Genomic DNA, 26,265 nt, shown 5'->3' with positions numbered 1-26,265 from the left:
GCCGGTGTCCGTTAGGGTCCTTGGGGACCAGGCGGGGCGACGGCGACGGGAGCAGAAAGTGGGCAGGCTCGCGTCGGCGTACGGGCAGGCGGTCGCGGCGCACCGGGCGGCCCGGGCGCACCTCGACACCGCCCGCCGGGTGCTCGCCGGGCAGCCGCCCCAGGCCGCCCCGGCCGGCGCACCCGAACTGGTCACCCGGCTCGCGGCGCTCGGCGGCGCGCTCGCCACCCCGACCCCCGGGGCCACCCCCGTGACCGCCGCCCCCGTGCCCGTCCGCGTCGGCGAGGCGTCCACACCGGACGGCGCCTTCCCCGTCCTCGTACCGCTGGGCGGCGGCCACCACCTCGCCGTCGACGCGGACGCCCGCGACCCCCGGGTCGCCGGCCTGCTGCGGGCGCTCGTGCTGCGGTTGCTCGCGACCGCGCCGACCGGCGGCGTCCGGGTCGCCGGCATCGACACCGCCGCGCTCGGCGCGACCTTCGGGCCGCTGCGCCCGCTCATCGACGCCGGCGTGCTCGACCCGCCGGCCACCGGCGAGGCCGAGGTGGCCGCCCTGCTCGACGCCGCCGAGCGGCACGCCCGCACCGCCCGGCACGCCGACCGCCCCGACCAGGAGCTGCTGCTGGTCGTCGCGGCGTCGGCGCCGCCGCCGCGCGAGGCGGCCCGACTCGCCGCGCTCACCCACGCCGGGCCGGCCGCCGCGGTCTGCGTGCTGGTCGCCGGCCGGCCCACGGCCGCGTCGGCGGAGCCGGCACCGCAGCTCGGCGCCACCACCACGATCCGGCTGGCGGAGCGCTACGCCCACGTCGGCGACCCGCCCGGGGCCCCGTTCAGCCACGACGGCACCGGCCTGGCCGCCCCCGTGCTGCTCGACGGCGACCCGCCGGCCGCGTCGGTGGCCGCCCTCGCCGCGCACCTCGGCGACGCCGCCCGGCGCAGCGACGCCGTGGGCTTCGCCGAGCTGCTGCCCGAGCGGCGCTGGGTCGAGTCGGCGGGCAACGGGCTGCGCACCCTGGTCGGCCGCGCCGGCCGCGACCGGGTCACCGTCGCCTTCGACGACGCCACCCCGCACTGGCTCGTCGGCGGGCGCACCGGCGCCGGCAAGACCGTCTTCCTGCTCGACGTCCTCTACGGGCTGGCCGCCCGCTACTCGCCGGCCGAGCTCCAGCTCTACCTGCTCGACTTCAAGGAGGGGGTGAGCTTCACCGAGTTCGTCCCCACCGTCCGCGACCCGTCCTGGCTGCCGCACGCGCGGGCGGTCGGCATCGAGTCCGACCGGGAGTACGGCGTCGCCGTGCTGCGCGAGCTGCGCCGCGAGCTGTCCCGGCGGGCCACCACCCTCAAGCGGCACGGCGTCACGAAGCTCGCCGACCTGCCCCGCGACACCCCGGTTCCCCGCATCGTGGCGGTGATCGACGAGTTCCACGTGCTCCTCGCCGGCAACGACGCGCTGGCCCGCGAGTCCGTCGACCTGCTGGAGGAGCTGGCCCGCAAGGGCCGCTCGTACGGCGTGCACCTCGTGCTGGCCAGCCAGAGCATGACCGGCGTCGAGGCGCTCTACGGCCGCGCCGAGGCGATCTTCGGCCAGTTCGCGCTGCGGGTGGCGCTGCCCGGTGGCGGCGGGGTGCTCGACCCGCTGAACGAGGCCGCCCAGACCCTGCCGGTCGGCTCGGCCGTGCTCAACACCGCGGCCGGCGCGGTCGGCGCCGACACCGTCGTCCGCTTCCCCGACGCGCACGCCGCCGCCGGGGAGCTGGCCGGGCTGCGCCACGAGCTGTGGCAGGCCCGACCGGCGGGCGCGCGTCCCCCGTCGGTCTTCAAGGGCTACGAGGCCGCCCGCGTCGAGGACGACCCGACGTTCGCCGGGCTGCGTCCGGGCGGGCGCCGCCCGCTGGCCCTGGTCGGGCGTACGGTCGACGTCGAGGGCACCTCCGCGTTGTTCATGATGGACGCGACCCCCGGCCGGCACCTGGCCGTGGTCGGCACGTCGGTCACCGGCGCGGAGGTGCTGCGCGCGGCCACCCTGAGCCTCGCCCGGCAGCACGCCCCGGGCGACGCCCGTTTCCTGCTCGCCGCGCTGGTGACCGCCGCCGAGCCCGCCGCCGACGACACCGCCGCGACCCTGGCCGCCGCCGGCCACCCGGTCGACCGCCTCGACGCGACCGGGCTGCGCCGCCACCTCGGCACCCTCGCCGCCGCGCCGGCCGCTCCCGCCGCGCCGTCCCTCCTCGCCGAGCCGGGCGGCAGCGCAGAGCTGGGCGGCCTCGCGACGGGCGGCGCCGCTCCGGTGGCCGGCCGCACCTATCTCGTCGTCTTCGGTGTCGACGCCGCCAGCGGGGTGCTCGCGGCCACCGACCCGGACACGTTCCGCTCCGGCCACGACGACCTGCGGACCGTGCTGCGCCAGGGGCCGGGGCAGGGGACGCACCTGCTGGGCTGGTGGCGCGGGCTGCGCCGCCTCGCCGACGACCTCGGCGGCGCCCACAACCGCGACGACGTCGCCTGCCTGGTCGCGCTGAACGTGCCCGGCGCCGAGCTGGGGCTGCACCTCGGCGTGCACGACCTCGCGTACGCGCCCCGGCCCGACCGGGCGCTCCTGGTCGACCGGCACGACCAGCGCACCCGACTCATCGTGCCGTTCGCCCGCGACGGGCACGGTCCGGACGGGGAGGACTGAGGCGTGTCCACCTTCGACGAGTACGCGGCGCTGGCCCGGCAGCTCGCCGAGCAGCGGCGGGCCGGCGAGCGCGGTGCCGCCGCCGACGCCGACCGGCGCCGCAACCTGCACGCCGCCGCGGACTACCTCCAGCACCGGCTCACCGCCCAGGGGCAGCGCCTCGACCAGCTCGGCCAGGCCATCGGCATCCCGGCGTCCAGCGTGCCCACCGGCCCCGCACCCGCGCCGCCCGCCGCGCCGGAAACCGCACCCGGGCCGCACGGCGGCGCGCCGCAGGCACCCGTGGGGCCCGGTGCCGCCGCGTCGGCCGGCGACGGTGGTCGCGGTGAAGCCCCGTTCGTCGACGCCGGGCCGGGGGAGGGGGAGCCCGCCGGCGCAGCCGGCGCGCCGGGGCGGCCGGGTGCCGGGGCGTACCCCCAGGTCGGGGTGGGGGAGACGAGGCTGGCGCTGCCGACGGCGGTGGGCCCGGCGGCGGGCGGGGTGCCGGCCCCGCGCCCGGCGGAGGTCGACCCGACCGTCGAGCTGGAGCTGACCCGGCGCTACGCCGACGAGTCCGACCGGCACGGGCAGCAGACCGAGCTGCTCGCGCAGCGGCCGGCGCTGCTGCCGGACTGGTCGCCGGTGGCCCGGGCCGTCGGCGTCTACGCGGGCTGCGCGGCCGTCGGCGCGATCCTCATGATGATCATGGTGCTCGCCTCGGGCGTCGGCCTGGTGGACGGCTTCACCCTGGGCGCGTGGATCTGCGCGGGGCTGCCGGCGCTGTCCTTCTTCGCCGGTTACCTGGTGCTCGGCCGCTGGGGGCGACCGGCCATGGTCGCCGGCACCCCGCCCCGGTACGTGCACCTGGGCTTCCTGATCTGCTTCGCGGCCGTGCCGGTCGCCTACGTGGCGTTCCTGCTGCTGTTCCGCGTCCTACGCTGACGGCGCGTGGCCGGATCGGTTCAGCAGGGGTCTTCCGCTCTTCTCGTCGTGGACCAGACCTCCAGGGAGCCGTGACGAACGTGTCACCAGCCGCAGGAAGGTTGGTCTCGATCTTGCGGCGGGACGATGACCAGTGGCCGTAGCCGGCCCCGAAGGGGTTGCATCCTGTACCTGGGTACAGGCTTACGTTCATGGCATGACGACGAACGACGAGACAGCCGGTCCGGCGTGGGTGCCCGAGGCGTGCACCCTGCCCACCCCGCAGCGGCCGCTGCGACTGGCCGAGTTCGATGACCTGTTCGCCACTGCGCTGCGCGGGCAGCAGCGGCCGGCGCCGACGCGGCTGCGGTGGCAGCTCGACCCGACGGCCGAGGCCACCGCACGGGAGCTGACCGGGCGGGAGAGCGCGTGCTGCTCCTTCTTCACCTTCACCTTCGTCCGCGCTGGCGGCGACGGCGTGGAGTTGGAGGTGCAGGTTCCGGCCGGGCACGTCGGCGTCCTGGACGCGCTCGCCGCGCGGGCGGCTGCGGGGATGGCGGCGTGAGCGGGCTGCGCAGCAGTCAGCTCGACGAAGTCGCCGACCTGCAGGTCATCGGGGGCACGTTGCGTGCTGCCGTGGACGCCGGCTGCGACGACCTCGTCGCGTGCGCCGCAGTGCCGTGCTGCCCCATCCCGTTCGCCACCATCGCCGAAGGAGCCTCGCATGCCGAAGATCGTTGATCGGGTTGCTGGGCGCTGATCTCCCTGCTTGGTACATCATCGGATGTATTATCCGTGGCGTGGAGACGTTGACGCACGGGCAGGTGCTGGCCCGCTTCGGCCATGCCCTGTCCGACCCGACCCGGGCGCGGCTGCTGCTGGCGCTACGCGACGGACCAGGCTATCCGGCGGAGCTGGCCGAGCTGCTGGGCACGACCCGGCAGAACCTGTCGAACCATCTGTCGTGTCTGCGTGGCTGCGGCCTGGTGGTCGCGGTGCCGCAGGGCCGCCGCACCCGCTACGAGTTGGCCGACGCCCGGCTGGCGCACGCCCTCGCAGACCTGCTCGGCCTCGTGCTGGCGGTCGACCCGGCCGCGTGTCCCGGTTCCGCCGAGAAGGGCTGCTGCTGATGACCATGCCCCTGATCAATCTGACACCGGCAGGGCCGTCGCCGGCGCGCCGTCAGGTGCTCGCCCGCCGGGTGCGGCTGCTCGTCGCCGCCACGATCACCTACAACGTCATCGAGGCGGTTGTGGCGATCACCGCCGGCACGCTCGCGTCGTCAACCGCGCTGATCGGCTTCGGCCTGGACTCGATCATCGAGGTGTCGTCGGCGGCGGCGGTGGCGTGGCAGTTCGCCGGCCGCGACCCGGAGTCCCGCGAAAAGGTGGCACTGCGGATCATCGCGGTCTCGTTCTTCGCTCTCGCCGCGTACGTGGCGGTGGAGTCGGTGCGGGCGCTGGTCGGCGGCGCCGAGGCCGAGCACTCCAGCGTCGGCTTGGTGCTGGCCGCGCTGTCGCTGGCGATCATGCCAGGGCTGTCGTACGCCCAGCGCCGCGCCGGTCGTGAACTCGGCTCCCGCTCGGCGGTCGCGGACTCCAAGCAGACCCTGCTGTGCACGTACCTGTCCGCCGTCCTGCTCGTGGGGCTGGGCCTGAACAGCCTGTTCGGGTGGTCCTGGGCCGACCCGGTCGCAGCGCTGGTCATCGCCGTGGTGGCGGTCAAGGAAGGCCGTGAGGCGTGGCGTGGTGACACCTGCTGCACCGTCCCGCTGACCGCGCCCCTCGCTGACACCCGCGCCGACGCAGAGGGTCGGCACGGTGCCAGCGAGAGCGACGCGTGCGGATGCCGGCCGGGCTGCTCCTGCTGCTCCACAGACGCAACATGACCGCACTGGCTACCGGACGGCGGATGCCGCCGGCGGTGCTACGCGAGTTCGCCGTCGTCGCCGACGCCCCGGGCGACGTAGTCCGGTCCGAACTGATCCTCGGAACTGGCGCGCGACGTAGGTGACCCGCGGCTGTCAGTGGGAGCGGACCGGCACCCAGTCCGTGAAGCGCCTGTGCAGGTCCGCCGACTGCGCGCCGGGGTGGTGCTGCGCGAACTGGTCGGCGGCGGCTTCCTCCCGCAGCGTCACGAGGTGGACCAGGAGCCCGGGCATGTCGCCCCGGTACTTCGCGAGGAGACGCAGCTTCGCCGGGGAACAGGGCCAGGCGATCCCGCAGGCCCGGCAGCGCCACGTCGGGCGGGACGGTACGTGGTCGCGGGCGGGCGCGCTCACCGGCCGGTCCTCGCGTTTCGCCGGGCCGGAGTGCGGTGCGCGGCCGAGGGCACCTGCGTGGGACGCATCCCGTCGGGCCGCACGTACAACTCGCGGCGGTCGGTCGCCTGGCCGCGCGCGTCGAGTTGGTACGCCTCGATCCACGTCCAGCCGTGGTAGGTGACCAGGTCGGTTCGCTCGCGGATCACCCGTACCGTGATCGGCGTGGCGAACTGCGGCGACGCCTCGCGCGTCAGCAGGTACACGCCGGGGCTGACCCGGGGCGTCCCGTCCTTCCGGGTGCCGGCCGTCGCGGCGGCGGGGCGCGTCGCCCAGCGCGTCGCCGGTACGGCATTCGCGGGCCTCGGCACGGGCACGGACGCCTCCTTCCGTCGGTGGGTGGGAACGGGGGTCGCTGCGGATGCTCGCCAGCAGCGACCCCCGTGACGTGCGCGCCCACAGGGTCGGGGGGACCGATTCCGCCGGGCGCGCCGCGCTCCTTCCACCCTGGACGAACGCCCCCTAGGCTCAGAACAGTCACCGCCCGATCGCGGAACGTAGTGAGCGGTCCCGGGCTGGCGGGGAACGGTGCGCAGAGTCGTGGAAGGGCGTGGAGGCCGTGGGAATCTCGCCGTCGGAGTACCTGCTTCGTGAGCTGCGGCGCCGCCGGGCGGCCGCCGGGTTGACCCAGGCGCAGCTCGGTGAGCTGGTCTTCTGCTCGGATTCCAGGTGAGCGCGATCGAGACCGGGACGAAGCCGCCGACCGCGCCCTACCTGACCGCCGTCGACAGGGCGCTGGACACCGGTGGATACTTCGCGACGCTCTGGAACGAGCTGGTCAAGGGCGACGCTGCGCCGGTCTGGCTGCGCGAGTGGATACAGATCGAACGCGAGGCGACCGCCCTGCGCTGGTACGAGCACGCGTTCGTGCCGGGACTCCTCCAGACCGAGGCGTACGCCCGAGCGACCTTCCGGGCGGCGCGGACGCCGGTCGCCGAGTTGGACCAGCGGGTCGCCGCGCGGATGGAGCGGCAGGAGGTGCTCGCCCGCAATCCGAGCCCTCAGCTCTTCGTGGTGCTCGACGAGATGGTGGTCCGCCGGGCCTGCGGCGGCCCCGACGTGATGGCCGAGCAGCTCGAACACCTGCTGAGCTGTACTGAACAGCCGCATATCCAGTTGCAGGTCGTGCCGCTGTCCGCTGGCATCTACTCTGGGCTGGCCGGAGCGTTCATCCTGGCCGACCTGCCCGACGGCTCGCGTGCGGGCTGTGTGGACCATCAGTTGGAGTCGCAGACCACCGGGCAGCCGGACGCGATTGCCCGCGTGGGGCTGGCGTGGGACGCTGTGCGAGGCGAAGCCCTCCCGCTGAGGCAATCACTCGACGTGCTACAGGAAGCGGCGAAGACATGGACATCCTGACCGGTGCGCGGTGGCGCAAGTCGTCCCGCTCATCCACGAATGGCGGGACCTGCGTCGAGGTGGCCGACAACCTGCCCGGCGTCGTCGCCGTGCGGGATTCGAAGGAGCCGGCTGGTTCCGCGCTGGTCTTCACCCCGACCGCCTGGCGGGCCTTCGTCGCCGAAATCAGCGACCGCGCCTGACGACCCGCTCGCCGCTCGACCGTCCGCCCGGCGGGCAGTGGTCAGGCGCGCTCGACGATGACGACCGGGATCTCCCGGTCGGTCTCCTTCTGGTAGCGGGCGTAGGTCGGGAAGACCCCGGTCATCGCCTCCCACAGCCGGGGCCGCTCCTCGGCGGTGGCGGTGCGTGCCGTGCCCCGGAACTTCTCGGCTCCGAACTGCACCTCCACCTGCGGGTCGGCGCAGAGGTTGAGGTACCAGTTCGGGTGCCGCGCCGCCCCGCCGTTGGACGCCACCAGCAGGTAGCGGTCGCCGTCGCGGCCGTAGATGAGCGCGGTCCGCCGCAGCGTGCCCGACCGGCGCCCCCGCGTGGTGATCAGCAGGGCGTCGTAGCCGTGGTACTTCCCGCCGTCGGCGCCGTCGGTCTCCACGTAGCGGCGCACGTGACCGGCCACCCACTCGACGGGGCTGTCCTCAATGGTCTCCGCCATCCGGCCAGCCTAGCGGCCTCCGGCGGCGACCGTCGGCCCGTCGGGCCACGCCGCAGCGGGGAGAAGGTGCCGGTCATCCGTCGGTGAGCAGCAGCCAGTCGTCGTCGAGCGGGGCGACGGCGGTGCCCTCGGGCCACACGTGCGCTTCGGCGGCCGTCGCCCGCGCCTGGTCCACCAGGGGACGGCGGGCGAACGTCGCCCCGTCGAAGGTCACCGGGCCGTGGAAGCGGGCCCGACCGAAGTTCGCCGCCCCCTCGAACCGGGTCCGCTCGAACCAGGTCTGGTCGCCGAACTCGGTCCACCGGAACAGGGTCAGGTCCGCGAAGCGGGTCTGCCGGAATCCGGCGTAGCCGGTGAAGGTGGCGTGGTCCATCGAGGCCCCGCTCAGGAAGACCGCCTCGCGGAAGGTCGCGCTGTCGGTGAAGCGGGCCGCGTCGAAGCTCGCCGTCCGGTGGAAGGTGACGCCCCGGAAGGAGGCCCGGGCGACGGTGGCGTGCCGGCACGACAGCCCGCCGGCGAGGTCGGCGCGGTCGAAGCTGACCCGGCCGGTGATCCGGGCGCGGTCGAGGACGATCTCGGCGTCGCCGCGCAGGCCGTCGCAGGCCAGGTCCGCGAAGGTCGCGCCGAGGGAGAGCCGCCCGCGCACGGTCGCGCCGGCCAGGCTGGTGGTGCCGGCGCAGACCGCGCCGGTGAGGTCCGCGTCGTCCAGGGTGCAGCCGGTCGCGTCGAACCCGTCGAGCCGGGCGCCGGTCAGGTCCAGCCTGACCCCGGGCCAGAAGGCGTCGTCGTCCGCGCGCAGGTGCCGGGTCAGGACCCGCTGCGCGGTGCGGCGCACCTCCGCCTCGCGCGCGTCGTCCTCCGGCGCCGGCATCCGCAGGTACGCGCAGAGCACCGCCACGATCGTCTCCCGCTGCGCCGGATTGTCCTGCCCGAGCCGCTCCAGGGCGTGCAGCCCACCCAGGCGTACGGCCGCGTTGTCGTTGCCGAGCAGTTCGACGGCGCCGGTGTACAGCTCGGTCAGCCGGCGCTCGGCCGCGTCGTGCTCGGCGGCACCGGCCTGCCGCTCCTGGTGGCGCTGCCCGGCCTCGGCCACCGCCTCCGCGTGCGCCTGCACCCGTTCCCGGTGCGCCTGGTCCTGTGCGGCGACGGCCTCCTGGTGCCGCTGGGCGCGCTCGCCGATCCACTGTCGCCGGGCGGCGAGCAGCAGCGCGAGCCCGCCGCCGGTGCCGGCGACCACGGTCAGGCCGGTCCGGATGGCGTCGATGCGCAGCGTCGCGCGGGTGTCCGGCTGGGCGGCGCGGTCGGCCTCGCCGAGCAGCCAGTCAAGCACCAGCCAGCCGAGCAGCGCGGCGAGGAGCAGCCCGACGAGCACCAGCCACCACGGCATCACCCGCAGCGGCTCTTCGCGGGGCGGTGTCGGGCGCACGGGTCACAGCATGCCACCGCGCTCGGCCCGACGTGGGGCACCGTCCGTCGTGGACGGACGCCGCCAGGATTGCCGGTTTGTGCTCTCGACGCGACAAGGGGTTACCGGGCCGTAACTTGTTATTGACGGTGGTGGATTACGGCCATCATCATCGTCTCCACGATCGATCGGAACCACCCCCACCCCCGTCCCGCCCGGTTGCACCGGGTTCCTCCATGGGAGGTGCAGCTTTGCTGCTCCGAAAGATCGTCCCCGCCCTCGCCGTCATGATCGCCGCCGTGCTCGCCGCCCCCGCCACGGCCGCCGTCGCGGCCCCCGACCGGCCCGCGGCCAGCACCGACCGGAGCGCCGCCGACCCGGCCGCCTCCGCCTCCGCCGCCGGGGACAGCGGCACCAGCACCGCCGCCGGGATCGCCGCCGCCGCGGCAGGTAACCCCGTCATCGTCGTCGGTGGCCTCAGCGGCATCGCCTCCGCCTACGGGCCGCTGGCCTCCCGGCTGCGCGTCGACGGGTACCGGGTCTGGGTCTACCAACTGCCCAACCTCGGGCTCGGCGACATCCCCACCTCGGCCCGCGCGTTCAGCAGCTTCGTCGGGCAGGTCCGCGCGTCGACCGGCGTGGCCAAGGTCGACGTCGTCGCCCACTCTGAGGGCGGCCTGGTGTCCCGGTACTTCATCAAGAGCCTGGGCGGGGCCAGCAGCATCGACCGCTACGTCAGCCTCGGCACCCCGCAGTACGGCACGTACGTGGCCAACATCGTGAAGTTCCTCGGCCTGGGCAGCTGCGCCGGCATCGTCGCCTGCCAGCAGATGTCGATCGGCTCGTCGTTCCTCGCCGGCCTCAATGCGGGCGACGACACCCCCGGCGCGGTCCGCTGGACGGCGGTGCGCACCCTCCAGGACGAGCTGGTGCGCCCCGTCGACAACGCCACACTGGCCGACGGAGCGACCAACGTGCTGATCCAGTCGGCGTGTCCCCTGCGGGTCGTCGGGCACCTCGGCCTGGTGCTCGACGGCACCACGTACACGGTGATCCGGCAGGCGCTGCGCGGGGAGGCGATCCGCCCCAACTGCCTCGCCCTGTGATGGCGGGCGGGGGCGGGCGGCCGTGCGCCGCCCGCCCCGCGCCGCGTCAGGCGGCCTTGGCGAGGGCCTCGTACTCGTCGTCGGTCAGCCGCACCTCGGCGGCGGCCACGTTCTCCTCCAGGTGCGCCACCGACGACGTGCCCGGGATCGGCAGCATCACCGGCGACCGGCGCAGCAGCCAGGCGAGGGCGAGCTGGGCGGGCGTCGCGCCGTGCCCGGTGCTGATCGCGTCCAGCGGGCCGCCCGGCCGGGCCAGGTTGCCGGTGGCGATCGGGAACCAGGGGATGAACGCGAGGTCGTTGCGCTCGCAGTGCTCCAGGACGGACTCCGCGCTGCGGTCCGCCAGGTTGTAGAGGTTCTGCACCGAGACGATCGGGGTGATGCTGCGGGCCGCCTCGATCTGCTCGACGGTCACCTCGGACAGGCCGATGTGCCGGATCTTGCCCTCCTGCTTGAGCAGCGCCAGCTCCCCGAGCTGGTCGGCGAGCGGCACCTGCGGGTCGATCCGGTGCAGCTGGTAGAGCCCGATGGCCTCCAGGCCGAGGTGCCGCAGACTCAGCTCGCACTGCTGGCGCAGGTACTCCGGGCGCCCCACCGGGCGCCAGTCGCCAGGGCCGGAGCGGGTCAGGCCGGCCTTGGTCGCGATGACCAGGTCGTCGGCGTACGGGTGCAGGGCCTCGCGGATCAGCAGCTCGCTGACGAAGGGGCCGTAGGAGTCGGCCGTGTCGATGAACGTCACGCCCAGCTCGTACGCCCGGCGCAGCACCCGCACGGCCTCGGCCGGGTCCTTCGGGTCGCCCCACACGCCGGGGCCGGTGAGCTGCATGGCCCCGTAGCCGAGCCGGTCGACCTGGAGGTCGCCCCCGATCCGGTACGTCCCGGAGGCCTTCGCGGGCTGCTTGCCAGCGTCGTTCGCCATGCGTGGATTCCCCATCCTGTCTCTCTTCGTCTCCAGCGGCCAATCTAGCCACCACCGGTGGGGCTTTCCCGCCGATCGTCGCCCGCACCACCGCCACGGCGGATCGAGACCGGGATCACCCGCCGTCCGGCCGCACGTGCACCGGGGCCGGCACGTGGTCGAGGTGGGTGTGCCGGAAGGGCCGGGTCAGCGGGCACGGGTCGAGCCGCAGGGCTTCGAGGATGGCCCGGTGCTGGCACTCGGCGAACAGGCGGGGCTCGCCGTCGAGCGGGACCTCCCCACGCAGCGCCGCGCCGAGGCCCACGGTGTCGACCGCGCCGACGCCCAGCGGGGCGAAGACGGCCGGGTCGTCGCCGCTCGGGCCGGGCGGCGGCGGGGCGTCGACCGGGTGGATCGTGCCGTCGAAGCCGGCGAGCACCTCGTTGTCGTCGTCGTCCCAGTACTCCGTCACCCAGCCCCGGTCGGAGACGTAGCGGTGCGCCTCCCGGCCGGCCGTGTGCAGGGTGGCCGACATGACGCTGGAGTCGAAGACGTCGAAGGTGACGGCCGGCTCGCGCGTGAGCAGGGTGATCAGCTGCGCCAGGTCGTCGACCTCGGCGTAGCCGCTCCCCTCCTCCTCGCGCGGGACGACCGCCCACCGGCGCTCGCCGACCTCCGTCACGTACGCCTCGGTGCCGACGTCGGTCAGCACCCTGCGGATCTCCGCCAGGCCGCCCACGGCCAGGATCGTCTGGTAGCTCGTGCCCACGCCGGCAGCGTAGGGCGGGGGTGGGACAGCCGCCCGCCGCCGCGACCCGGGCGCCTCCACGGCACCGCCGGGAAAACGGCGCGACCGGGCCGCAACCGGGCCGGGTCGCGGACGAAGTTGACCGAAGCGCCCGTGCCGGCCGCCCGCCCGTGCGACGCTGGGCCGTGCCGGCTCGGCGTCGACCACGGGTCGCCGCGTGCGGCGCGACGCGGGAGGGAGCGCCATGACGGGAGTGCCGCAGGTCGACTTCGCGCTCGACACGTACGAGTGCATCGTGCTGTATCCCGGCGCGGCCGGGCGGGCGCTGCCGGCGGAGACGGTGCAGCGGTTGCAGGCCGAGCACCTGGCGCACATGCAGGCCCTGCAACGGCGGGGGATCATCCTGGTCGCCGGCTCGGTGGACGGCCCGGCCCGCGAGCCCGACCCGCCGATCGGCTTCGGCCTGGCGCGCACCGGCTCGGTGGACGACGTGCGCAGCGTGATGGAGGCCGACCCGGCCGTTCAGGCGGGGCTCTACCGGGTCGACGTGATGACCTTCCTCTGCCCGGAGGGCTCCCTCGACTTCCCGCTGGTCAAGACGCAGAGCTGAGCCGCCGGCCAGGACGGCGGCGGTCCCTTTCTCCGGCGTGCTGCTGCCCGCGACGGTTCCCGCCGGACACGGCGATGCCGACGCTCCCGCGCCCGGCGCCGCCTCCACCACCCCGCCTCAGCGTCGACCTGCCGACGGGGCGGAACCGGCCCGCGCCCGGCGGAGCGGCGGGGAGCACCCGGTTGTCCGTTCGCGTCGGGGGCGTACGATTCCGGCGCGCGGTCGCCGATGCCCGCCGCCTCAACGTTCCGGCGTGGGTTCCGCCCGCCGGCTGCGCGCGTGACGCGCGTCGTTGGACAATGTTCCGCAGTCCGCAAGAGGGTCGGCCCACAGCCCGACCCGGAGGAGAGACTAGCCTGATGGGCGTGACACGCCGCGCGAAGATCGTCTGCACTCTTGGCCCTGCCACCTCGTCGCCGGAGCGCATCCGGGGCCTCGTCGAGGCCGGCATGAACGTGGCGAGACTCAACTTCAGCCACGGCAGCCACGAGGATCACGAGGCGGTGTACCGGCTGGTCCGCGAGGCCGCGGAAGCCGCCGGCCGGCCGGTGGCCGTGCTCGCCGACCTCCAGGGCCCGAAGATCCGGCTCGGCCGGTTCGCCGACGGCCCGCACGAGTGGCGCACCGGCGACTCGGTCGTCATCACCGGTGACGACGTCCTCGGCACCAAGGAGCGGGTCTCCTGCACCTACCGCAAGCTGCCGCAGGAGGTGAAGCCCGGCGACCGGCTGCTGATCGACGACGGCCGGGTCGCCGTCGAGGTCACCGACGTCACCGGCAACGACATCCGCTGCCTGGTCACCGAGGGCGGCCCGGTCTCCAACAACAAGGGCGTCTCGCTGCCGAACGTGGCGGTCAGCGTGCCGGCGATGTCCGAGAAGGACGCCGAGGACCTGCGCTTCGCCCTCGGCCTGGGCGTCGACCTGATCGCGCTCTCCTTCGTCCGCTCGGCGGACGACATCAAGCTGGTGCACGGCATCATGACCGAGGAGGGCGTGCACCGCCCCGTGCTGGCCAAGGTGGAGAAGCCCGAGGCGGTCGACTGCCTGGAGCAGATCGTGCTGGCCTTCGACGGCGTCATGGTCGCCCGCGGCGACCTCGGCGTCGAGCTGCCGCTGGACCAGGTGCCGCTGGTGCAGAAGCGTGCCGTGCAGCTCTGCCGGGAGAACGCCAAGCCGGTCATCGTGGCCACTCAGATGCTCGACTCCATGATCGAGAATTCCCGGCCGACCCGCGCCGAGGCCTCCGACGTGGCCAACGCCGTGCTCGACGGCGCAGACGCGGTGATGCTCTCCGGCGAGACCAGCGTCGGCAAGTACCCGGTGCTCACCGTCAGCACCATGGCGAAGATCGTCACCACCACCGAGTCCGGCTCGATCGGCGTGCCGCGCCTGCAGCACGACCCCCGTACGCACGGCGGCGCGCTCACCGTCGCCGCCTCCTCGATCGCCCGGGCCATCGGCGCCAAGGCCCTGGTCGCCTTCTCGCAGACCGGCGACACCGTGCGACGGCTGTCCCGGCTGCACTGCGACCTGCCGCTGCTCGCCTTCACCCCGGTGCCCGAGGTGCGCAACCAGCTCGCCCTCTCGTGGGGCGTGGAGACGTTCCTGATGCCGTTCGTCGAGCACACCGACGACATGTTCCGCCAGGTCGACCAGGCGCTGCTCGGGCTCGACCGGGCGAATCCCGGCGACTACGTGGTGATCGTCGCCGGCAGCCCGCCCGGCACCCCCGGCTCGACCAACACGCTGCGCGTACACCAGCTCGGGTCGCTGGTCGACGCGGCGTCGGCGCGGGCCTTGCAGTGAGCGACGCGGACGTCGCGGTCGGGCAGGCCGCGGTCGACCAGCTCCTGGGTGTGCTCGACCTGGAGCACACCGGCGGGATGACCTTCCGGGGGATGAGCCCCCCGGTCGGTCCCCAGCGGGTGTACGGCGGCCAGGTCGCCGGCCAGGCGCTGGTCGCCGCCGGACGCACCGTCGACCCGGCCCGCTTCGTGCACTCCCTGCACGGCTACTTCGTCCGCCCGGGCGACCCGGCCGAGCCGATCGTGTACGAGGTGGAGAACGTCCGCGACGGCCGCTCCTTCTCGGTGCGCCGCTCGGTGGCACTCCAGCACGACAAGCCGATCTTCTTCATGTCGGCGTCGTTCCAGCGGACGGAGGAGGGCCTGGACCACCAGGCCCCCACCCCGCCCGACGTGCCGGGCCCGGACGAGGTCCCGACGATGACCGACCGGCTCGCCCGCTATCCGGAGCGGCTCGGCATCTGGGCGCAGATCCCGCGCCCGATCGACGTCCGCTACGTCGGCGAGCCCGGCTGGGTACGCCCCGGCGACCGGCCCCCCGACCCCCACCAGCGGGTCTGGATGCGCATCGACGGCAAGCTGCCCGACGACCCGCTGCTGCACGCCTGCGCGCTGACCTACGCCTCCGACCTGACGCTGCTGGACTCGGTGCTCTCGGTCCACGGCGAGGTCTGGGGCCCGGGCGGTGTGGTCGGTGCCAGCCTCGACCACGCGCTCTGGTTCCACCGGCCGTTCCGCGCCGACGACTGGTTCCTCTACGACTGCTGGAGCCCGTCGGCCTCCGGTGCCCGAGGGCTCGCCACCGGCCGCATGTTCACCACCGACGGGCGGCACATCGCCAGCGTGGTGCAGGAAGGGCTGCTGCGCCGCGTCGGCGAGTGACCTCGGTGGTACATCGCCGTCGGCCGATCGGCTGAGGGGCGATCGTCCGGGCGGGGCGGCCAGGCGACTAACCTTGCCGCATGCGCCTCTCCGCCCGGGTCGACTACGCCCTCCGCGCGGTCGCCGAGCTCGCCTCGGTGACCGGCGACGCCGGGCCCGGGCGAAGCCGGCCCGTGACCGCCGACCAGATCGCCCGCGCCCAGGAGATCCCGCCGAAGTTCCTGGAGAGCATCCTGTTGCAACTGCGCCGGGGCGGCATCGTGCAGGCCCAGCGCGGCCCGGAGGGCGGCTACTGGCTGGCCCGGCCGGCCGGGGAGATCTCGCTGGCCGAGGTGATCCGGGTGATCGACGGCCCGCTCGCGCACGTACGCGGGCAGCGGCCCGAGGACCTCGGCTACCACGGCGCGGCCAGGGCCCTCCAGGAGGTCTGGATCGCCCTGCGGGCCAGCGAGCGCGAGATCCTGGAACTGGTCACCGTCGCCGACGTGGCCGGCGGCACCCTGCCGGGCCGGGTCGTCGAGCTGGCCGCCGACCCCCGTGCCTGGACCTGACCCCCACCCGCCCCGCCGCCGGCCTCGCGGCCCTCGTTTCCGGCTCCGGCGCGCTCGTCGTCGCCCGGCCCGGGTGGCGACGGCCGGGCGCGTCTGTCGTCTCACTGACCGGTTGGAGGCTTGACCGGGGCACGCCCCGTGCCGCATTGTCGACCAAGTCGATAGGAGATGCCGAAAAGTCAGGGGGCGCTCGTGCGTAAGCTGCTGGTCCTCGCGCTGGTCGGGCTCGCCGCGCAACTCGTCGACGGCGCACTCGGCATGGCGTACGGGCTGACCTCCTCCACGTTGCTGCTGCTCGTCGGGGTGGCGCCGGCCGCCGCGTCGGCGTCGGTGCACCTGGCCGAGATCGGCACCACGCTCGCCGCCGGGGTGTCGCACTGGCGGTTCGGCAACGTCGACTGGCGGGTGGTCGGGCGGATCGCCCTCCCCGGCGCAGTGGGGGCGTTCGCCGGGGCGACCTTCCTCAGTTCGATCTCCACCGAGTCGGCCGCACCGTGGATGGCCGGCATCCTGTTCACCCTCGGCGCGTACCTGCTGGTGCGCTTCTCCCGGCCGCTGCGGACCGATCGGCGCGGGGGCCGGCTGCGGGGCCGGTTCCTGGGCCCGCTCGGCCTGGTCGCCGGCTTCGTCGACGCCACCGGCGGCGGCGGATGGGGTCCGGTGGCCACGCCGGCCCTGCTGGTCAGCGGGCGGATGGAGCCGCGCAAGGTGATCGGCTCGGTGGACACGTCCGAGTTCGTGGTCGCCGGCGCCGCCAGCCTCGGCTTCCTGATCGGCCTCGGCTCCGAGGGCTTCCTGCTGCCCATGGTGGCCGCGCTGCTCATCGGCGGCCTGATCGCCGCGCCGATCGCGGCCTGGCTGGTGCGCATCGTCCCCGCTCAGCTGCTCGGCGCGGCGATCGGCGGCGTGATCGTGCTGACCAACGCCCGCACGCTGATGCGCTCGGCCGACCTCGGCGGCCCGGCCCGGCCCGCCGTCTACGTCCTGCTGGCCGTCGCCTGGGCCGCCGCCCTCGCACTGGCCGTCCGGGCGCTGCTGCGCACCCGCCGTCAGCGGGCCGTCGTCGCAGCCGCCCTCGCGGCCGGCACCCCGACCGGCGCCCTCGCGGCCGGCACCCCGACCGGTGTCCCCTCGGCGGCGACCGACGCAGCGGCCGACCGGCCCGCGGTCCCCGGCGCGACCGCGCCGCTGCCGTGCTCCCCGGAACCCGCGATCACGCCCCAGCCGGCGACCGCCGGCGCCCCCGACCACCGCTGACCCGTCCACGGCGGAGATCTTGGTGGGAAAGTGCCCCCGGAGGGGCCGTTTCCCACCAAGATCTCCCGGGGCCTGCACGGTGTGCGGCGTGACCTCCGGTGGGTCGGGTCGTCAGTGGGGGAGGAGGGCGGTCGCGGCGTCGGCGAGGAGGGTCCACGCCTCGTCGACATGGACCTCGGTGGTCTGCGGGGAGCCGACGGCCAGGCGCAGCGTGTAGCGGCCGTTGACCCGGGTGTGCGTCAGGTGCACCCGGCCGGTGGCGTTGACCCGGGCCAGCAGCTCCGCATTGGCCTCGTCGTCCGCCGCCAGCCGGAAGCACACCAGCGAGTACGGGTGCGCCCCCACCAGCGCGAACCGGTCGTCGGCGCGGACCCGGTCGGCGAACCGGGCGGCGAGCGCCACGCCGGAGCGGATGTGCGCGCGCAGCCCCTCGGCGCCGTACCAGCGCAGCACGAACCAGAGCTTCAACGCCCGGAACCGGCGCCCCAGCGGCACCTGCCAGTCCCGGTAGTCGATCACCGCGCCGGACTCGGTGGCGGCGTTGCGCAGGTACTCCGGCAGCACGCTCAGCGCCTCGATCAGCTCCGCCGTGTCGGCCACCCAGAACGCGTCGCAGTCGAAGCCGGTGAGCAGCCACTTGTGCGGGTCGAAGCAGTACGAGTCGGCGTACTCCAGGCCGACGTGCCCGAACCGCAGCTCCGGGCAGACCGCCGCCGCCCCCGCGTACGCGGCGTCGACGTGCAGGAAGACCCCGTACTCGGCGCAGATCGCGCCGATCTCCGGCAGCGGGTCGATCGCGGTCGTGGAGGTGGTGCCGACGGTGGCCACCACGATCGCCGGGACGACGCCGGCCGCCACGTCCGCCTCGATGGCCGCGCGCAGCGCCGCCGGGGACATCGCCTGCGTCCCCGGGTCGACCTCGACCGGTCGTACGCCGTCGGCGCCCAGCCCGGCGATCCGCGCGGCCTTCTCGATGGACGAGTGGCCCTGGGTCGAGGCGTAGGCGCGGTAGCGGCGGTCGACGCCGACCTCCCGCCACCGGCCGCCGCCCGCGCGGTGCAGCGCGACCAGGGTCGCCACCAGCGTCGCCGAGGACGCCGAGTCCTGGATCACCCCGCCGCCCCCGGAGCCGGAGCGGAACCGCTTCGGCAGGTCCAGCAGGTCGGCGAGCCAGTCCAGCAGCACCGTCTCCAGCTCGGTGCACGCCGGCCCGGTCGCCCAGAGCATCCCCTGCACGCCCAGCCCCGCGCTGACCAGGTCGCCGAGCACGCTGGGCCCGGAGGTGTTGGCGGGGAAATAGCCGAAGAAGCCGGGGTGCTGCCAGTGCGTCAGCCCCGGCGTGATCAGGGTGTCCAGGTCGGCCAGGACCGCCTCCACCGGTTCGCCGTGCTCCGGCGGGCCGGCCGGCAGCCGGGCGGCCACCGTCCCGGGCGGGTCCTGCGAGGTCACCGGGCGCCGCTCCAGCGTCGCCCAGTAGTCGGCGATCCAGTCCACCACGGCGTGCCCGGCGCGGCGGAACTCGTCCGGGGTCATGTGCTCAGCCACGCCCTGAGTCGATCAAGAATCCGGGCCCGGGGCAAGGGAAGCGCCGGGCGTCCCCGACGCGGAGGATGCCGGGGCGGGGGAAGCTGGGGCGGCCAGGGCGGCGGAGGCCCGGCAGGGGAGGACGGATTGTCCGCAGAAAGCGCTTGCCCTAGCATCGCAGGTGCGCGGAGCCACCCCCTCGACGCCGCCCCGCCGGAGCACCGACGCCGCACTGCCGGCGCCAGGATGCCGACACCGGAGCGGTGGCGACGACACCGACGCCGCACCGACGGCGTCGGACCACCGCCGCAAGTGCGGCGTCTCCTCCCGCCGGCCCGGGCAGGCCGACGGCGACGGTCGCCGCGCGCCCAACCTCCCCGGAGGACACTCCCCATGCCCGTCACCCACCGCCGCGTCGCGCTGCTCGCCGCAGCCGCCGCGGCCGCACTCCTCGCCGGTACGCTCCCGACCCTCACCGCCTCGGCTGCCGCCGCCGGCTGCCGCGTCGAGCACCGGATCACCAACCAGTGGCCAGGCGGCTTCGGCGCCGACGTCACCGTCACGAACCTGGGCGATCCGGTGAACGGCTGGACCCTCACCTGGTCGTACCCCGCCGGCCAGCGGGTCACCCAGGCGTGGAACGCCCTCGTCGACCAGTCCGGCGCCCAGGTGACCGCCCGCAACGTCGACCACAACGCGGCGATCGCCACCGGTGCCAGCACCACCTTCGGCTTCAACGGCTCGTGGGAGGGGAGCAACCCGCCGCCGACCGGCTTCGCCCTCAACGGCACCACCTGCACCGGCGCCGTGCCCACCGGCGGCCCGACCACCCCGCCGCCGAGCAGTCCACCGCCCACGACCCCGCCGCCGACCACCCCGCCGCCCACCACTCCGCCCCCGGCCGGGGCGGTGCAGATGGAGGACCTCGACCGGGGACTGGTCAGCGTCCGCTCCGGCACCGGCAACCTGGTCTCCTGGCGGCTGCTCGGCACCGAGACCGCCGGGGTGGCCTTCAACCTCTACCGCGGCACGACCAGGGTCAACGGCAGCCCCATCACCGGGGCCACCAACCACCTCGACAGCGGCGCGGCGGCCGACGCGACCTACACCGTGCGCGCCGTGGTCGGCGGCGTCGAGCAGGCCGCCTCCGCGCCCGCGCTCCAGTTCCCCGCCGGGCACCTCGACGTGCCGTTGCAGGTGCCGCCGGGCGCGAGCACGCCGAGCGGCGAGAGCTACACGTACTCGGCCAACGACGCCTCCGTCGGCGACCTCGACGGCGACGGCGACTACGAGTTCGTGGTCAAGTGGGAGCCGTCCAACGCCAAGGACAACTCCCAGTCCGGCTACACCGGCAACGTGTACGTCGACGCGTACACCCTCGCCGGCACCCGGCTGTGGCGCGTCGACCTGGGCCGCAACATCCGCGCCGGGGCCCACTACACCCAGTTCCAGGTGTACGACTACGACGGCGACGGCCGCGCCGAGGTGGCCATGAAGACCGCCGACGGCACCCGCTCCGGCACCGGCCAGGTGATCGGCTCCGCCACCGCCGACCACCGCAACTCCAGCGGGTACGTCCTCGCCGGCCCCGAGTACCTGACCATGTTCGACGGCCGCACCGGCGCGGTCCTCTCCACCGTCGCCTACGACCCGCCCCGGGGCACGGTGTCCTCCTGGGGCGACAACTACGGCAACCGCGTCGACCGCTTCCTCGCCGCCACCGCCTACCTCGACGGGCAGCGCCCCTCGCTGGTGATGGCGCGCGGCTACTACACCCGGGCGGTCGTGGCGGCCTGGGACTTCCGCGACGGCACCCTGCGCAAGCGCTGGACCTTCGACTCCAACGCCTCGGGCAACGGCGCCGCCTTCGGTCAGGGCAACCACAACCTCTCCGTCGCCGACGTCGACGCCGACGGACGACAGGAGATCGTGTACGGGTCGGCCACCATCAACGACGACGGCCGCCTCATGTACGCCACCGGGTTCGGCCACGGCGACGCCCTGCACGTCGGCGACCTCGTCCCCGGCCGCGCCGGCCTGGAGGTCTTCACGATCCACGAGTCCGGCAACCAGCCGGCGGCCGACCTGCACGACGCCCGCACCGGCCAGGTCGTCTGGCAGCGGCCCAACAACGGGGGAGCCGAGGGCCCCGGCCGGGGCGTCGCCGCCGACATCCACGCCGGCAGCCCCGGCGCCGAGGTCTGGGGCGCCGGCACCCACATGGGCGACCTGTACAGCGGCACCGGAGCCGTCGTCGGGCGCAGGCCGTCCTCGGCGAACTTCCTCGTCTGGTGGGACGGCGACCCCGTCCGGGAACTGCTCGACGCCACCCGCATCGACAAGTACGGCACCGGCGGCGACACCCGCCTGCTGACCGCCAGCGGCGTGGCGGCGAACAACGGCACCAAGTCCAACCCGGCGCTCTCCGCCGACCTGTTCGGCGACTGGCGGGAGGAGGTCGTCTGGCGCACCAGCGACAGCCGTGCCCTGCGGATCTACAGCACGCCCACGCCCACCGGCAGCCGGATCCACACGCTCATGCACGACCCGCAGTACCGGGTCGCGGTCGCCTGGCAGAACACCGCCTACAACCAGCCCCCGCACCCGGGCTTCTTCCTCGGCGACGGCATGGCCGCCCCGCCCACGCCCGACATCTACCTGCGCTGATCGGGTGCCCCGGCCGGCGACGGCGCCTCGTGCCGCTCCGCCGGCCGGCCACGGGGGTGAGACAGGCACCGGGCCGCAGCCGCGGAATCCGCACAGCTCCGGCCCGGTGCCCCACACCGCGGCATCCCCGACCCGTCCCGACCGGGAATGCCGTACCACCACCGAGGACAAAACTAGGCGCGCCACGCGTCGCCCCGGTGACGCCGACGTGAAGATCGTGTTTCAGCCCTTCCGGCGCAGGCCACCGGCCACGTGCTCGGCGATCAGCTCGTAGGAGCGCACCCGGTCGGCCACGTCGTACACCAGCGTGGTCAGCATCAGCTCGTCCGCGCCCGTGCGCGCCAGCAGCTCGCCGAGCTGCCGCCGTACCGTCTCCGGGGAGCCCGTCGCCTGCCCGTCCCGGCGCTGGCGCACGAACTCGCGCTCGGCCTCCGTGTACGGGTACGCCGCGGCCTCGTCCGGCGTCGACAGGGGCTCGGGCCGCCCCGAGCGCAGCCGCAGGAACGACAGCGCCGCCGGCCCCGCCAGCCACTCCGCCCGCTCGTCGGTGTCCGCGCAGACCGCGTTGACGGCCACCATCGCGTACGGCTGCTCCAGCCATTTCGACGGCCGGAAGTTCTGCCGGTACAGCGCCAGCGCGGGCACCGTGTTCTGCGCGCTGAAGTGGTGCGCGAAGGAGAACGGCAGGCCCAGCAGCCCGGCCAGCTGGGCGCTGAACCCGCTGGAGCCGAGCAGCCAGACGGCCGGCTGCTCGCCGAGGCCGGGGGTGGCCGTGATCGGCCCCGGCCGCTCGCCGCTGAAGTAGTTCATCAGGTCCGCCAGCTCCCGGGGGAAGCCCTCCGCCGACAGCCCCTCCATCGTCCGGCGCAACGCCAGCGCGGTCACCTGGTCGGTGCCGGGGGCGCGGCCGATGCCCAGGTCGATGCGGCCCGGGTGCAGCGCTTCGAGGGTGCCGAACTGCTCGGCCACCACCAGCGGCGCGTGGTTGGGCAGCATCACCCCGCCCGAGCCCAGCCGGATCGTCGACGTGTGCGCCGCCAGGTGCGCGAGCAGCACCGCCGGCGCGGAACTCGCGATCGCCGGCATGTTGTGGTGCTCGGCCACCCAGAACCGGCGGTACCCGAGTTCCTCCGTGCGCCGGGCCAGCTCGGTGGTGTGCCGCAGCGCCGCACCGGCGGTGGCGCCGGCCGCGACAGGGGCAAGATCGAGAACAGACAGCGGTACGTTGATCACAAGGGTGGCCAACCCGTCCCACCTCGGGTTTGTTCCCCGGGGCGATCCGGCTCACGCGCCTGTCGCGGGCCCGCAGCGCGCTCAGCCCATGCCGCGCGCCTGCTCGAAGATCAGGCTCGTCTGGGTGTGCTGCACCGCCGGGTCCACGGCCAGGTGGTCCAGCACGAAGTCCCGCAGCGCGTCCGCCGAGGCCGCCCGTACGTGCAGCACGTAGTCCTCCGCACCCGCCACGTGGAACACCGCCACCACCCCCGGCAGCCGCACCGACCGGGCCCGGAACGCGTCCACCGCCGCCCGCTCGTGCGCGGTCAGCCGCACCGACACCAGCGCCTGCAACGGCAGCCCCACCGCCGCCGGATCGACCTCCGCGTGGAACCCGCGGATCGCCCCGCGCTCCCGCAGGGCGCGGGTGCGGGTCAGGCACGTCGAGGGGGCCACCCCGACCCGCTCGGCGAGGGCGTTGTTCGGCAGCCGGCCGTCGGCGGCCAGCTCCGACAGGATCGCGCGGTCGGTGTCGTCCAGGTCGGCGAACCGCCGCACATCATTCGTAGCAAGGGGCATGCAGGCATCTTCCATCGAACCGGAACGCGCTTCCAAGGGCAATTACCGAATCATGTTCGGAACTATTGCCGCCCGTTGACGCTATGTTCGATCCTTCCAGCATGACGACCGTGGACACCAGAGCCGTGCACGCCGGCCGCGACGACCTCGCCGCCCTGGGCGTCCACGTGCCGCCGATCGACTTCTCCACCACCAACCCGCTGCCGTCGGTCGACGCCGGCGGCGACGCGTACGAGGCCCTCGCCACCGGCGGCACCCTCCCCGCCGGCGGCAGCGCCGTCTACCAGCGCCTGTGGAACCCCACCGTGGCCCGCTTCGAGACCGCCCTCGCCGACCTCGAAGACACCACCGACGCCGTCGCCTTCGCCAGCGGCATGGCCGCCCTCACCGCCACCCTGCTCGCCGCCACCAGGGACGGAAAGCGACACCTCGTCGCCGTCCGCCCCCTCTACGGCGGCACCGACCACGTGCTCGCCACCGGCCTGCTCGGCACCACCGTCACCTGGGCCCGTCCCGACGAGGTCGCCGCCGCCGTCCGCCCCGACACCGCCCTGGTGATCGCCGAGACCCCGGCCAACCCCACCCTCGACCTGGTCGACATCGCCGCCCTCGCCCGCGCCGCCGGCGACGTGCCGCTGCTCGTCGACAACACCGTCGCCACCCCCGTGCTCCAGCAACCCACCCGGCACGGCGCCACGCTCGTGCTGCACAGCGCCACCAAGAGCATCGGCGGGCACGGCGACGTCCTCGCCGGCGTGGTCGCCTGCGACGCCGACTGGGCCGCCCGACTGCGCCAGGTCCGCGCGCTCACCGGCGCGATCCTGCACCCCCTCGGCGCGTACCTGCTGCACCGCGGCCTGCAGACCCTGCCGGTGCGGGTGCGCGCCCAGCAGGCCGGCGCCGAGAAGCTCGCCGCCTGGCTCGCCGCCCACCCCGCCGTCGCGCGAGTGCACCACCCGTCGCTGCACGACCCCGCCGGGCTCGTCGGACGGCAGATGAGCGGCCCGGGCAGCCTCCTCGCCTTCGAGGTACGCGGCGGCGCGCCCGCCGCGGCCGCCGTCGCGAACGCCTGCCGGCTGATCACCCACGCGGTCTCGCTGGGCGGCGTCGACACTCTCATCCAGCACCCGGCCTCGCTGACCCACCGCCCCGTCGAGGGGGAGGCCAAGCCGTGCGGAGGCCTGCTGCGCGTCTCCGTCGGCCTGGAGGACGCCGAGGACCTGCGCGCCGACCTGGCCCAGGCCCTCGCCGAACTCGGCTGACCCGCACCCACGTCGTCGCCCTGCCCTCGTTGAACTCGGCTGACCCGCACCAACGCCGTCGCCCCGCCCTCGCTGCTGCGAGTCGTCGCCCCGTTGCCGCGAGCCGCCCCGCCGCGGGCGTAGTGGCTCCCACGGGTGGAACACCACGGGTGCCAACGAGCCCCGGTGACACCCGTGGTGTTCCACCCGTGGGAGCCGACCGGGCGGCACGGTCAGGACTTCGGGCCGACGTGGCGATCGAGGGCGGTGACGGCGTCCCGCCGCGCCACGGAGAGGGAGTTGCGGCGGTTCATCCGCCAGGCGATGCCGAGCAGGTCCAGCGCCCACTGGCAGAGGCCCATGATGTCGGCCGACTCGTTGACGAACATGTAGCGCGGGTAGACGTAGCTCCTCCCGCGCGTCGTCACCCGGTTGCTGAACCGGCAGCCGTCGGAGTGGAACAGACCGCGCAGGAAAGCCCCGGCATGGGCGGTGACGATCCTCCTCTGCCAGTCGGCGAGGGCGATCTGACGCTCGTGCTTCTTGCCGGGACCGTGCTGCGGGAACAGGCACGGCCAGTGCTTGCCGTAACTCTGCACGCTCACGCAGCCCTGTTGTGGAACCCGCTGGACCTTGGCCGCCAGCACCGCACGCATGGCGGAATCGCAGGCGTCGATCAACCCAGGCCACGCCTCGCCGCAGGAAATCCTCAAGACCGGCACCCGCGCACTGGTGACCAGGTGCCCGTCACCCAGGTAGAGGCCCAGCAGGTAGCTGTAGGCCGGTGGGTCTGTCGGACATCCGTCGTCACGACGGCAGCGGAAACAGCGCTCTGCCGTGCCCCGAACCAGCGGTTGCGGCCGCTCGCGGCACCACTCCCAGACGGTCCGGTAGGAAAGACCGACGGCCCGGGCGGTCTCAGCGATGGTTGCGCCGCCGAGGTGGACCCTCAGCGCGCGGGCGCGGATCTCGGGTGCGTGCACGAGGACGAGTTTCGTACGCCCGTACGACATTTTCGGTGTCCCCGGTGGGATTCGAACCCACACTGTCGGAGGTTTGAGCTCCGTTTCTCTGCCATTGGAATACGGGGACGTCCTCGCCCAACGCTGTGGCGGCGCCACATAGGTTACCCACTACGCTAAGGGCGGCGACACCCGGCATCGCGGGTGTCGAGCACAGACTGGTGGGAGTGGCTCGTGGCCGAGATGCAGACGGACGTCGAGCGCAGGCGCGTTCTGATCGCCGAGGACGAGGCGCTCATCCGGCTGGACCTCGCCGAGATGCTCGTCGAGGAGGGGTACGAGGTCGTCGGCGAGGCCGGTGACGGGGAGACCGCCGTCCGGCTCGCCGAGGAGCTCAAGCCGGATCTGGTCATCCTCGACATCAAGATGCCGATCATGGACGGGCTGGCCGCCGCCGAGCGGATCGCGGGCGCCCGGATCGCCCCGGTGATCATCCTGACCGCGTTCAGCCAGCGTGACCTGGTGGAGCGGGCGCGGGCGGCCGGCGCGATGGCGTACCTCGTGAAGCCCTTCCAGAAGAGCGACCTGGTGCCGGCGGTGGAGATCGCGCTGTCGCGCTACTCGGAGATCGCCGCCCTGGAGGCGGAGGTCGCGGGGCTGACCGACCGGCTGGAGATCCGCAAGACCGTCGAGCGCGCCAAGGGCGCGCTGATGACGACGTACGGGATGACCGAGCCGCAGGCGTTCAAGTGGATCCAGCGCACGGCGATGGACCACCGGATGACCATGAAGGAGGTCGCCGAGCGGATCCTGGCCGAGACCGCCGGCGGCGAGGTCGCCCAGCCCGCCTCCTGACGCGCCGCCGGGACGACGCGACACGCCGGAGACGGCTCCGGGGGCTCCTC

The 26,265-nt window shown here is 74.3% G+C and carries 26 protein-coding genes, 1 tRNA gene and 1 pseudogene; 17 read left to right on the top strand and 11 right to left on the bottom strand.

What is annotated here, in order from left to right; genetic code table 11:
- Positions 1 to 58 precede the first annotated feature (58 nt).
- From ACFHW0_RS00710 to ACFHW0_RS00685, 6 genes are all read left to right on the top strand, one after another.
- Positions 59 to 2,677, top strand: coding sequence for an FtsK/SpoIIIE domain-containing protein (locus ACFHW0_RS00710; RefSeq protein ID WP_416604731.1), 2,619 nt, complete (start codon positions 59 to 61; stop codon positions 2,675 to 2,677).
- Between the two features lie 3 nt (positions 2,678 to 2,680).
- Positions 2,681 to 3,598 (top strand): hypothetical protein, encoded by a 918-nt coding sequence (locus ACFHW0_RS00705; protein WP_416604729.1) that lies wholly within the window; start codon positions 2,681 to 2,683, stop codon positions 3,596 to 3,598.
- Between the two features lie 196 nt (positions 3,599 to 3,794).
- On the top strand, positions 3,795 to 4,142 hold the full coding sequence (locus ACFHW0_RS00700) for a hypothetical protein (RefSeq protein WP_416604727.1): 348 nt from the start codon (positions 3,795 to 3,797) through the stop codon (positions 4,140 to 4,142).
- Entirely contained in the window at positions 4,139 to 4,318 is a 180-nt protein-coding gene (locus ACFHW0_RS00695) for a hypothetical protein (protein ID WP_416604726.1), read from the top strand. The genes ACFHW0_RS00700 and ACFHW0_RS00695 overlap by 4 nt, the downstream gene beginning before the upstream one ends.
- 59 nt (positions 4,319 to 4,377) lie before the next feature.
- Entirely contained in the window at positions 4,378 to 4,707 is a 330-nt protein-coding gene (locus ACFHW0_RS00690) for an ArsR/SmtB family transcription factor (RefSeq protein ID WP_416604725.1), read from the top strand.
- Positions 4,707 to 5,465, top strand: a complete 759-nt coding sequence (locus ACFHW0_RS00685; protein ID WP_416604724.1) for a cation diffusion facilitator family transporter — start codon at positions 4,707 to 4,709, stop codon at positions 5,463 to 5,465. Before ACFHW0_RS00690 ends, ACFHW0_RS00685 begins: the two co-directional genes overlap by 1 nt.
- 135 nt (positions 5,466 to 5,600) lie before the next feature.
- On the opposite strand, the gene ACFHW0_RS00680 is transcribed toward ACFHW0_RS00685, so the two are convergent.
- Both ACFHW0_RS00680 and ACFHW0_RS00675 read right to left on the bottom strand, forming a co-directional pair.
- Positions 5,601 to 5,858: a flavin reductase gene (locus ACFHW0_RS00680; protein ID WP_416604723.1), complete on the bottom strand. Its 258-nt coding sequence runs from the start codon at positions 5,856 to 5,858 to the stop codon at positions 5,601 to 5,603.
- Positions 5,855 to 6,214 (bottom strand): hypothetical protein, encoded by a 360-nt coding sequence (locus tag ACFHW0_RS00675; protein ID WP_416604722.1) that lies wholly within the window; start codon positions 6,212 to 6,214, stop codon positions 5,855 to 5,857. The genes ACFHW0_RS00680 and ACFHW0_RS00675 overlap by 4 nt, the downstream gene beginning before the upstream one ends.
- A 233-nt stretch (positions 6,215 to 6,447) precedes the next feature.
- Between ACFHW0_RS00675 and ACFHW0_RS00670 the strand changes: the two are divergent.
- Positions 6,448 to 7,256, top strand: a pseudogene (locus ACFHW0_RS00670) (helix-turn-helix domain-containing protein).
- Positions 7,244 to 7,438, top strand: coding sequence for a DUF397 domain-containing protein (locus ACFHW0_RS00665; protein ID WP_416604721.1), 195 nt, complete (start codon positions 7,244 to 7,246; stop codon positions 7,436 to 7,438). Before ACFHW0_RS00670 ends, ACFHW0_RS00665 begins: the two are co-directional and overlap by 13 nt.
- 41 nt (positions 7,439 to 7,479) lie before the next feature.
- Here the strand turns inward: ACFHW0_RS00665 and ACFHW0_RS00660 are convergent, their stop codons facing one another.
- Positions 7,480 to 7,908 carry a nitroreductase family deazaflavin-dependent oxidoreductase gene (locus ACFHW0_RS00660; protein ID WP_416604720.1) on the bottom strand — a complete coding sequence of 143 codons (429 nt, stop codon included), beginning with the start codon at positions 7,906 to 7,908 and terminating at the stop codon, positions 7,480 to 7,482.
- A 73-nt stretch (positions 7,909 to 7,981) separates the two neighbouring features.
- Complete coding sequence (locus tag ACFHW0_RS00655; protein WP_416604719.1) at positions 7,982 to 9,334, bottom strand: pentapeptide repeat-containing protein; 1,353 nt, start codon at positions 9,332 to 9,334, stop codon at positions 7,982 to 7,984.
- A gap of 230 nt (positions 9,335 to 9,564) precedes the next feature.
- On the opposite strand from ACFHW0_RS00655, the gene ACFHW0_RS00650 reads away from it, so the two are divergent.
- Entirely contained in the window at positions 9,565 to 10,419 is an 855-nt protein-coding gene (locus tag ACFHW0_RS00650) for a lipase family alpha/beta hydrolase (RefSeq protein WP_416604718.1), read from the top strand.
- Between the two features lie 46 nt (positions 10,420 to 10,465).
- Here the strand turns inward: ACFHW0_RS00650 and ACFHW0_RS00645 are convergent, their stop codons facing one another.
- A complete protein-coding gene (locus ACFHW0_RS00645; RefSeq protein ID WP_416604717.1) occupies positions 10,466 to 11,338 on the bottom strand; it encodes an aldo/keto reductase in 873 nt (290 codons plus the stop codon).
- A gap of 115 nt (positions 11,339 to 11,453) precedes the next feature.
- Complete coding sequence (locus tag ACFHW0_RS00640) at positions 11,454 to 12,086, bottom strand: hypothetical protein (RefSeq protein WP_416604716.1); 633 nt, start codon at positions 12,084 to 12,086, stop codon at positions 11,454 to 11,456.
- A gap of 223 nt (positions 12,087 to 12,309) precedes the next feature.
- Here ACFHW0_RS00640 and ACFHW0_RS00635 point away from each other — a divergent pair, with 223 nt between their 5' ends.
- The 5 genes from ACFHW0_RS00635 (at position 12,310) to ACFHW0_RS00615 (ending at position 17,172) form a co-directional block, all read left to right on the top strand.
- Entirely contained in the window at positions 12,310 to 12,675 is a 366-nt protein-coding gene (locus tag ACFHW0_RS00635; protein ID WP_358092945.1) for a YciI family protein, read from the top strand.
- 359 nt (positions 12,676 to 13,034) lie between these two features.
- A complete protein-coding gene (gene pyk, locus ACFHW0_RS00630) occupies positions 13,035 to 14,483 on the top strand; it encodes a pyruvate kinase (RefSeq protein WP_121400616.1) in 1,449 nt (482 codons plus the stop codon).
- Entirely contained in the window at positions 14,480 to 15,364 is an 885-nt protein-coding gene (locus ACFHW0_RS00625; protein ID WP_416604714.1) for an acyl-CoA thioesterase, read from the top strand. Before pyk ends, ACFHW0_RS00625 begins: the two co-directional genes overlap by 4 nt.
- An 80-nt stretch (positions 15,365 to 15,444) precedes the next feature.
- Positions 15,445 to 15,915 carry an RrF2 family transcriptional regulator gene (locus ACFHW0_RS00620; protein WP_416604713.1) on the top strand — a complete coding sequence of 157 codons (471 nt, stop codon included), beginning with the start codon at positions 15,445 to 15,447 and terminating at the stop codon, positions 15,913 to 15,915.
- A gap of 192 nt (positions 15,916 to 16,107) precedes the next feature.
- Positions 16,108 to 17,172 (top strand): TSUP family transporter, encoded by a 1,065-nt coding sequence (locus ACFHW0_RS00615; RefSeq protein WP_416604712.1) that lies wholly within the window; start codon positions 16,108 to 16,110, stop codon positions 17,170 to 17,172.
- Between the two features lie 111 nt (positions 17,173 to 17,283).
- Here ACFHW0_RS00615 and ACFHW0_RS00610 read toward each other — a convergent pair whose 3' ends face one another.
- Positions 17,284 to 18,717, bottom strand: a complete 1,434-nt coding sequence (locus ACFHW0_RS00610) for a pyridoxal-dependent decarboxylase (RefSeq protein WP_416604711.1) — start codon at positions 18,715 to 18,717, stop codon at positions 17,284 to 17,286.
- 372 nt (positions 18,718 to 19,089) lie between these two features.
- Here ACFHW0_RS00610 and ACFHW0_RS00605 point away from each other — a divergent pair, with 372 nt between their 5' ends.
- Positions 19,090 to 21,363 (top strand): cellulose binding domain-containing protein, encoded by a 2,274-nt coding sequence (locus ACFHW0_RS00605; protein WP_416604710.1) that lies wholly within the window; start codon positions 19,090 to 19,092, stop codon positions 21,361 to 21,363.
- Between the two features lie 222 nt (positions 21,364 to 21,585).
- Here the strand turns inward: ACFHW0_RS00605 and ACFHW0_RS00600 are convergent, their stop codons facing one another.
- Together ACFHW0_RS00600 and ACFHW0_RS00595 are read right to left on the bottom strand one after the other, a co-directional pair.
- Complete coding sequence (locus tag ACFHW0_RS00600; protein WP_416605225.1) at positions 21,586 to 22,596, bottom strand: LLM class flavin-dependent oxidoreductase; 1,011 nt, start codon at positions 22,594 to 22,596, stop codon at positions 21,586 to 21,588.
- 81 nt (positions 22,597 to 22,677) lie between these two features.
- Complete coding sequence (locus ACFHW0_RS00595; protein ID WP_132236429.1) at positions 22,678 to 23,157, bottom strand: Lrp/AsnC family transcriptional regulator; 480 nt, start codon at positions 23,155 to 23,157, stop codon at positions 22,678 to 22,680.
- 83 nt (positions 23,158 to 23,240) lie between these two features.
- Between ACFHW0_RS00595 and ACFHW0_RS00590 the strand changes: the two genes are divergently transcribed.
- On the top strand, positions 23,241 to 24,419 hold the full coding sequence (locus ACFHW0_RS00590; protein WP_416604708.1) for a trans-sulfuration enzyme family protein: 1,179 nt from the start codon (positions 23,241 to 23,243) through the stop codon (positions 24,417 to 24,419).
- 212 nt (positions 24,420 to 24,631) lie between these two features.
- Here ACFHW0_RS00590 and ACFHW0_RS00585 read toward each other — a convergent pair whose 3' ends face one another.
- Both ACFHW0_RS00585 and ACFHW0_RS00580 read right to left on the bottom strand, forming a co-directional pair.
- Positions 24,632 to 25,381: a helix-turn-helix domain-containing protein gene (locus ACFHW0_RS00585; protein WP_416604707.1), complete on the bottom strand. Its 750-nt coding sequence runs from the start codon at positions 25,379 to 25,381 to the stop codon at positions 24,632 to 24,634.
- 36 nt (positions 25,382 to 25,417) lie between these two features.
- Positions 25,418 to 25,490 (bottom strand) — tRNA-Leu (locus ACFHW0_RS00580).
- Between the two features lie 104 nt (positions 25,491 to 25,594).
- Between ACFHW0_RS00580 and ACFHW0_RS00575 the strand changes: the two genes are divergently transcribed.
- Entirely contained in the window at positions 25,595 to 26,215 is a 621-nt protein-coding gene (locus ACFHW0_RS00575) for an ANTAR domain-containing response regulator (protein ID WP_151457121.1), read from the top strand.
- Positions 26,216 to 26,265 lie beyond the last annotated feature (50 nt).

It is taken from the genome of Micromonospora sp. LOL_025 (genome assembly GCF_048060285.1).
Classification (GTDB): Bacteria; Actinomycetota; Actinomycetes; order Mycobacteriales; family Micromonosporaceae; genus Micromonospora.
Note: the sequence above shows the minus strand (reverse complement) of the source record. Positions and strands in the feature narration are given on the sequence as shown.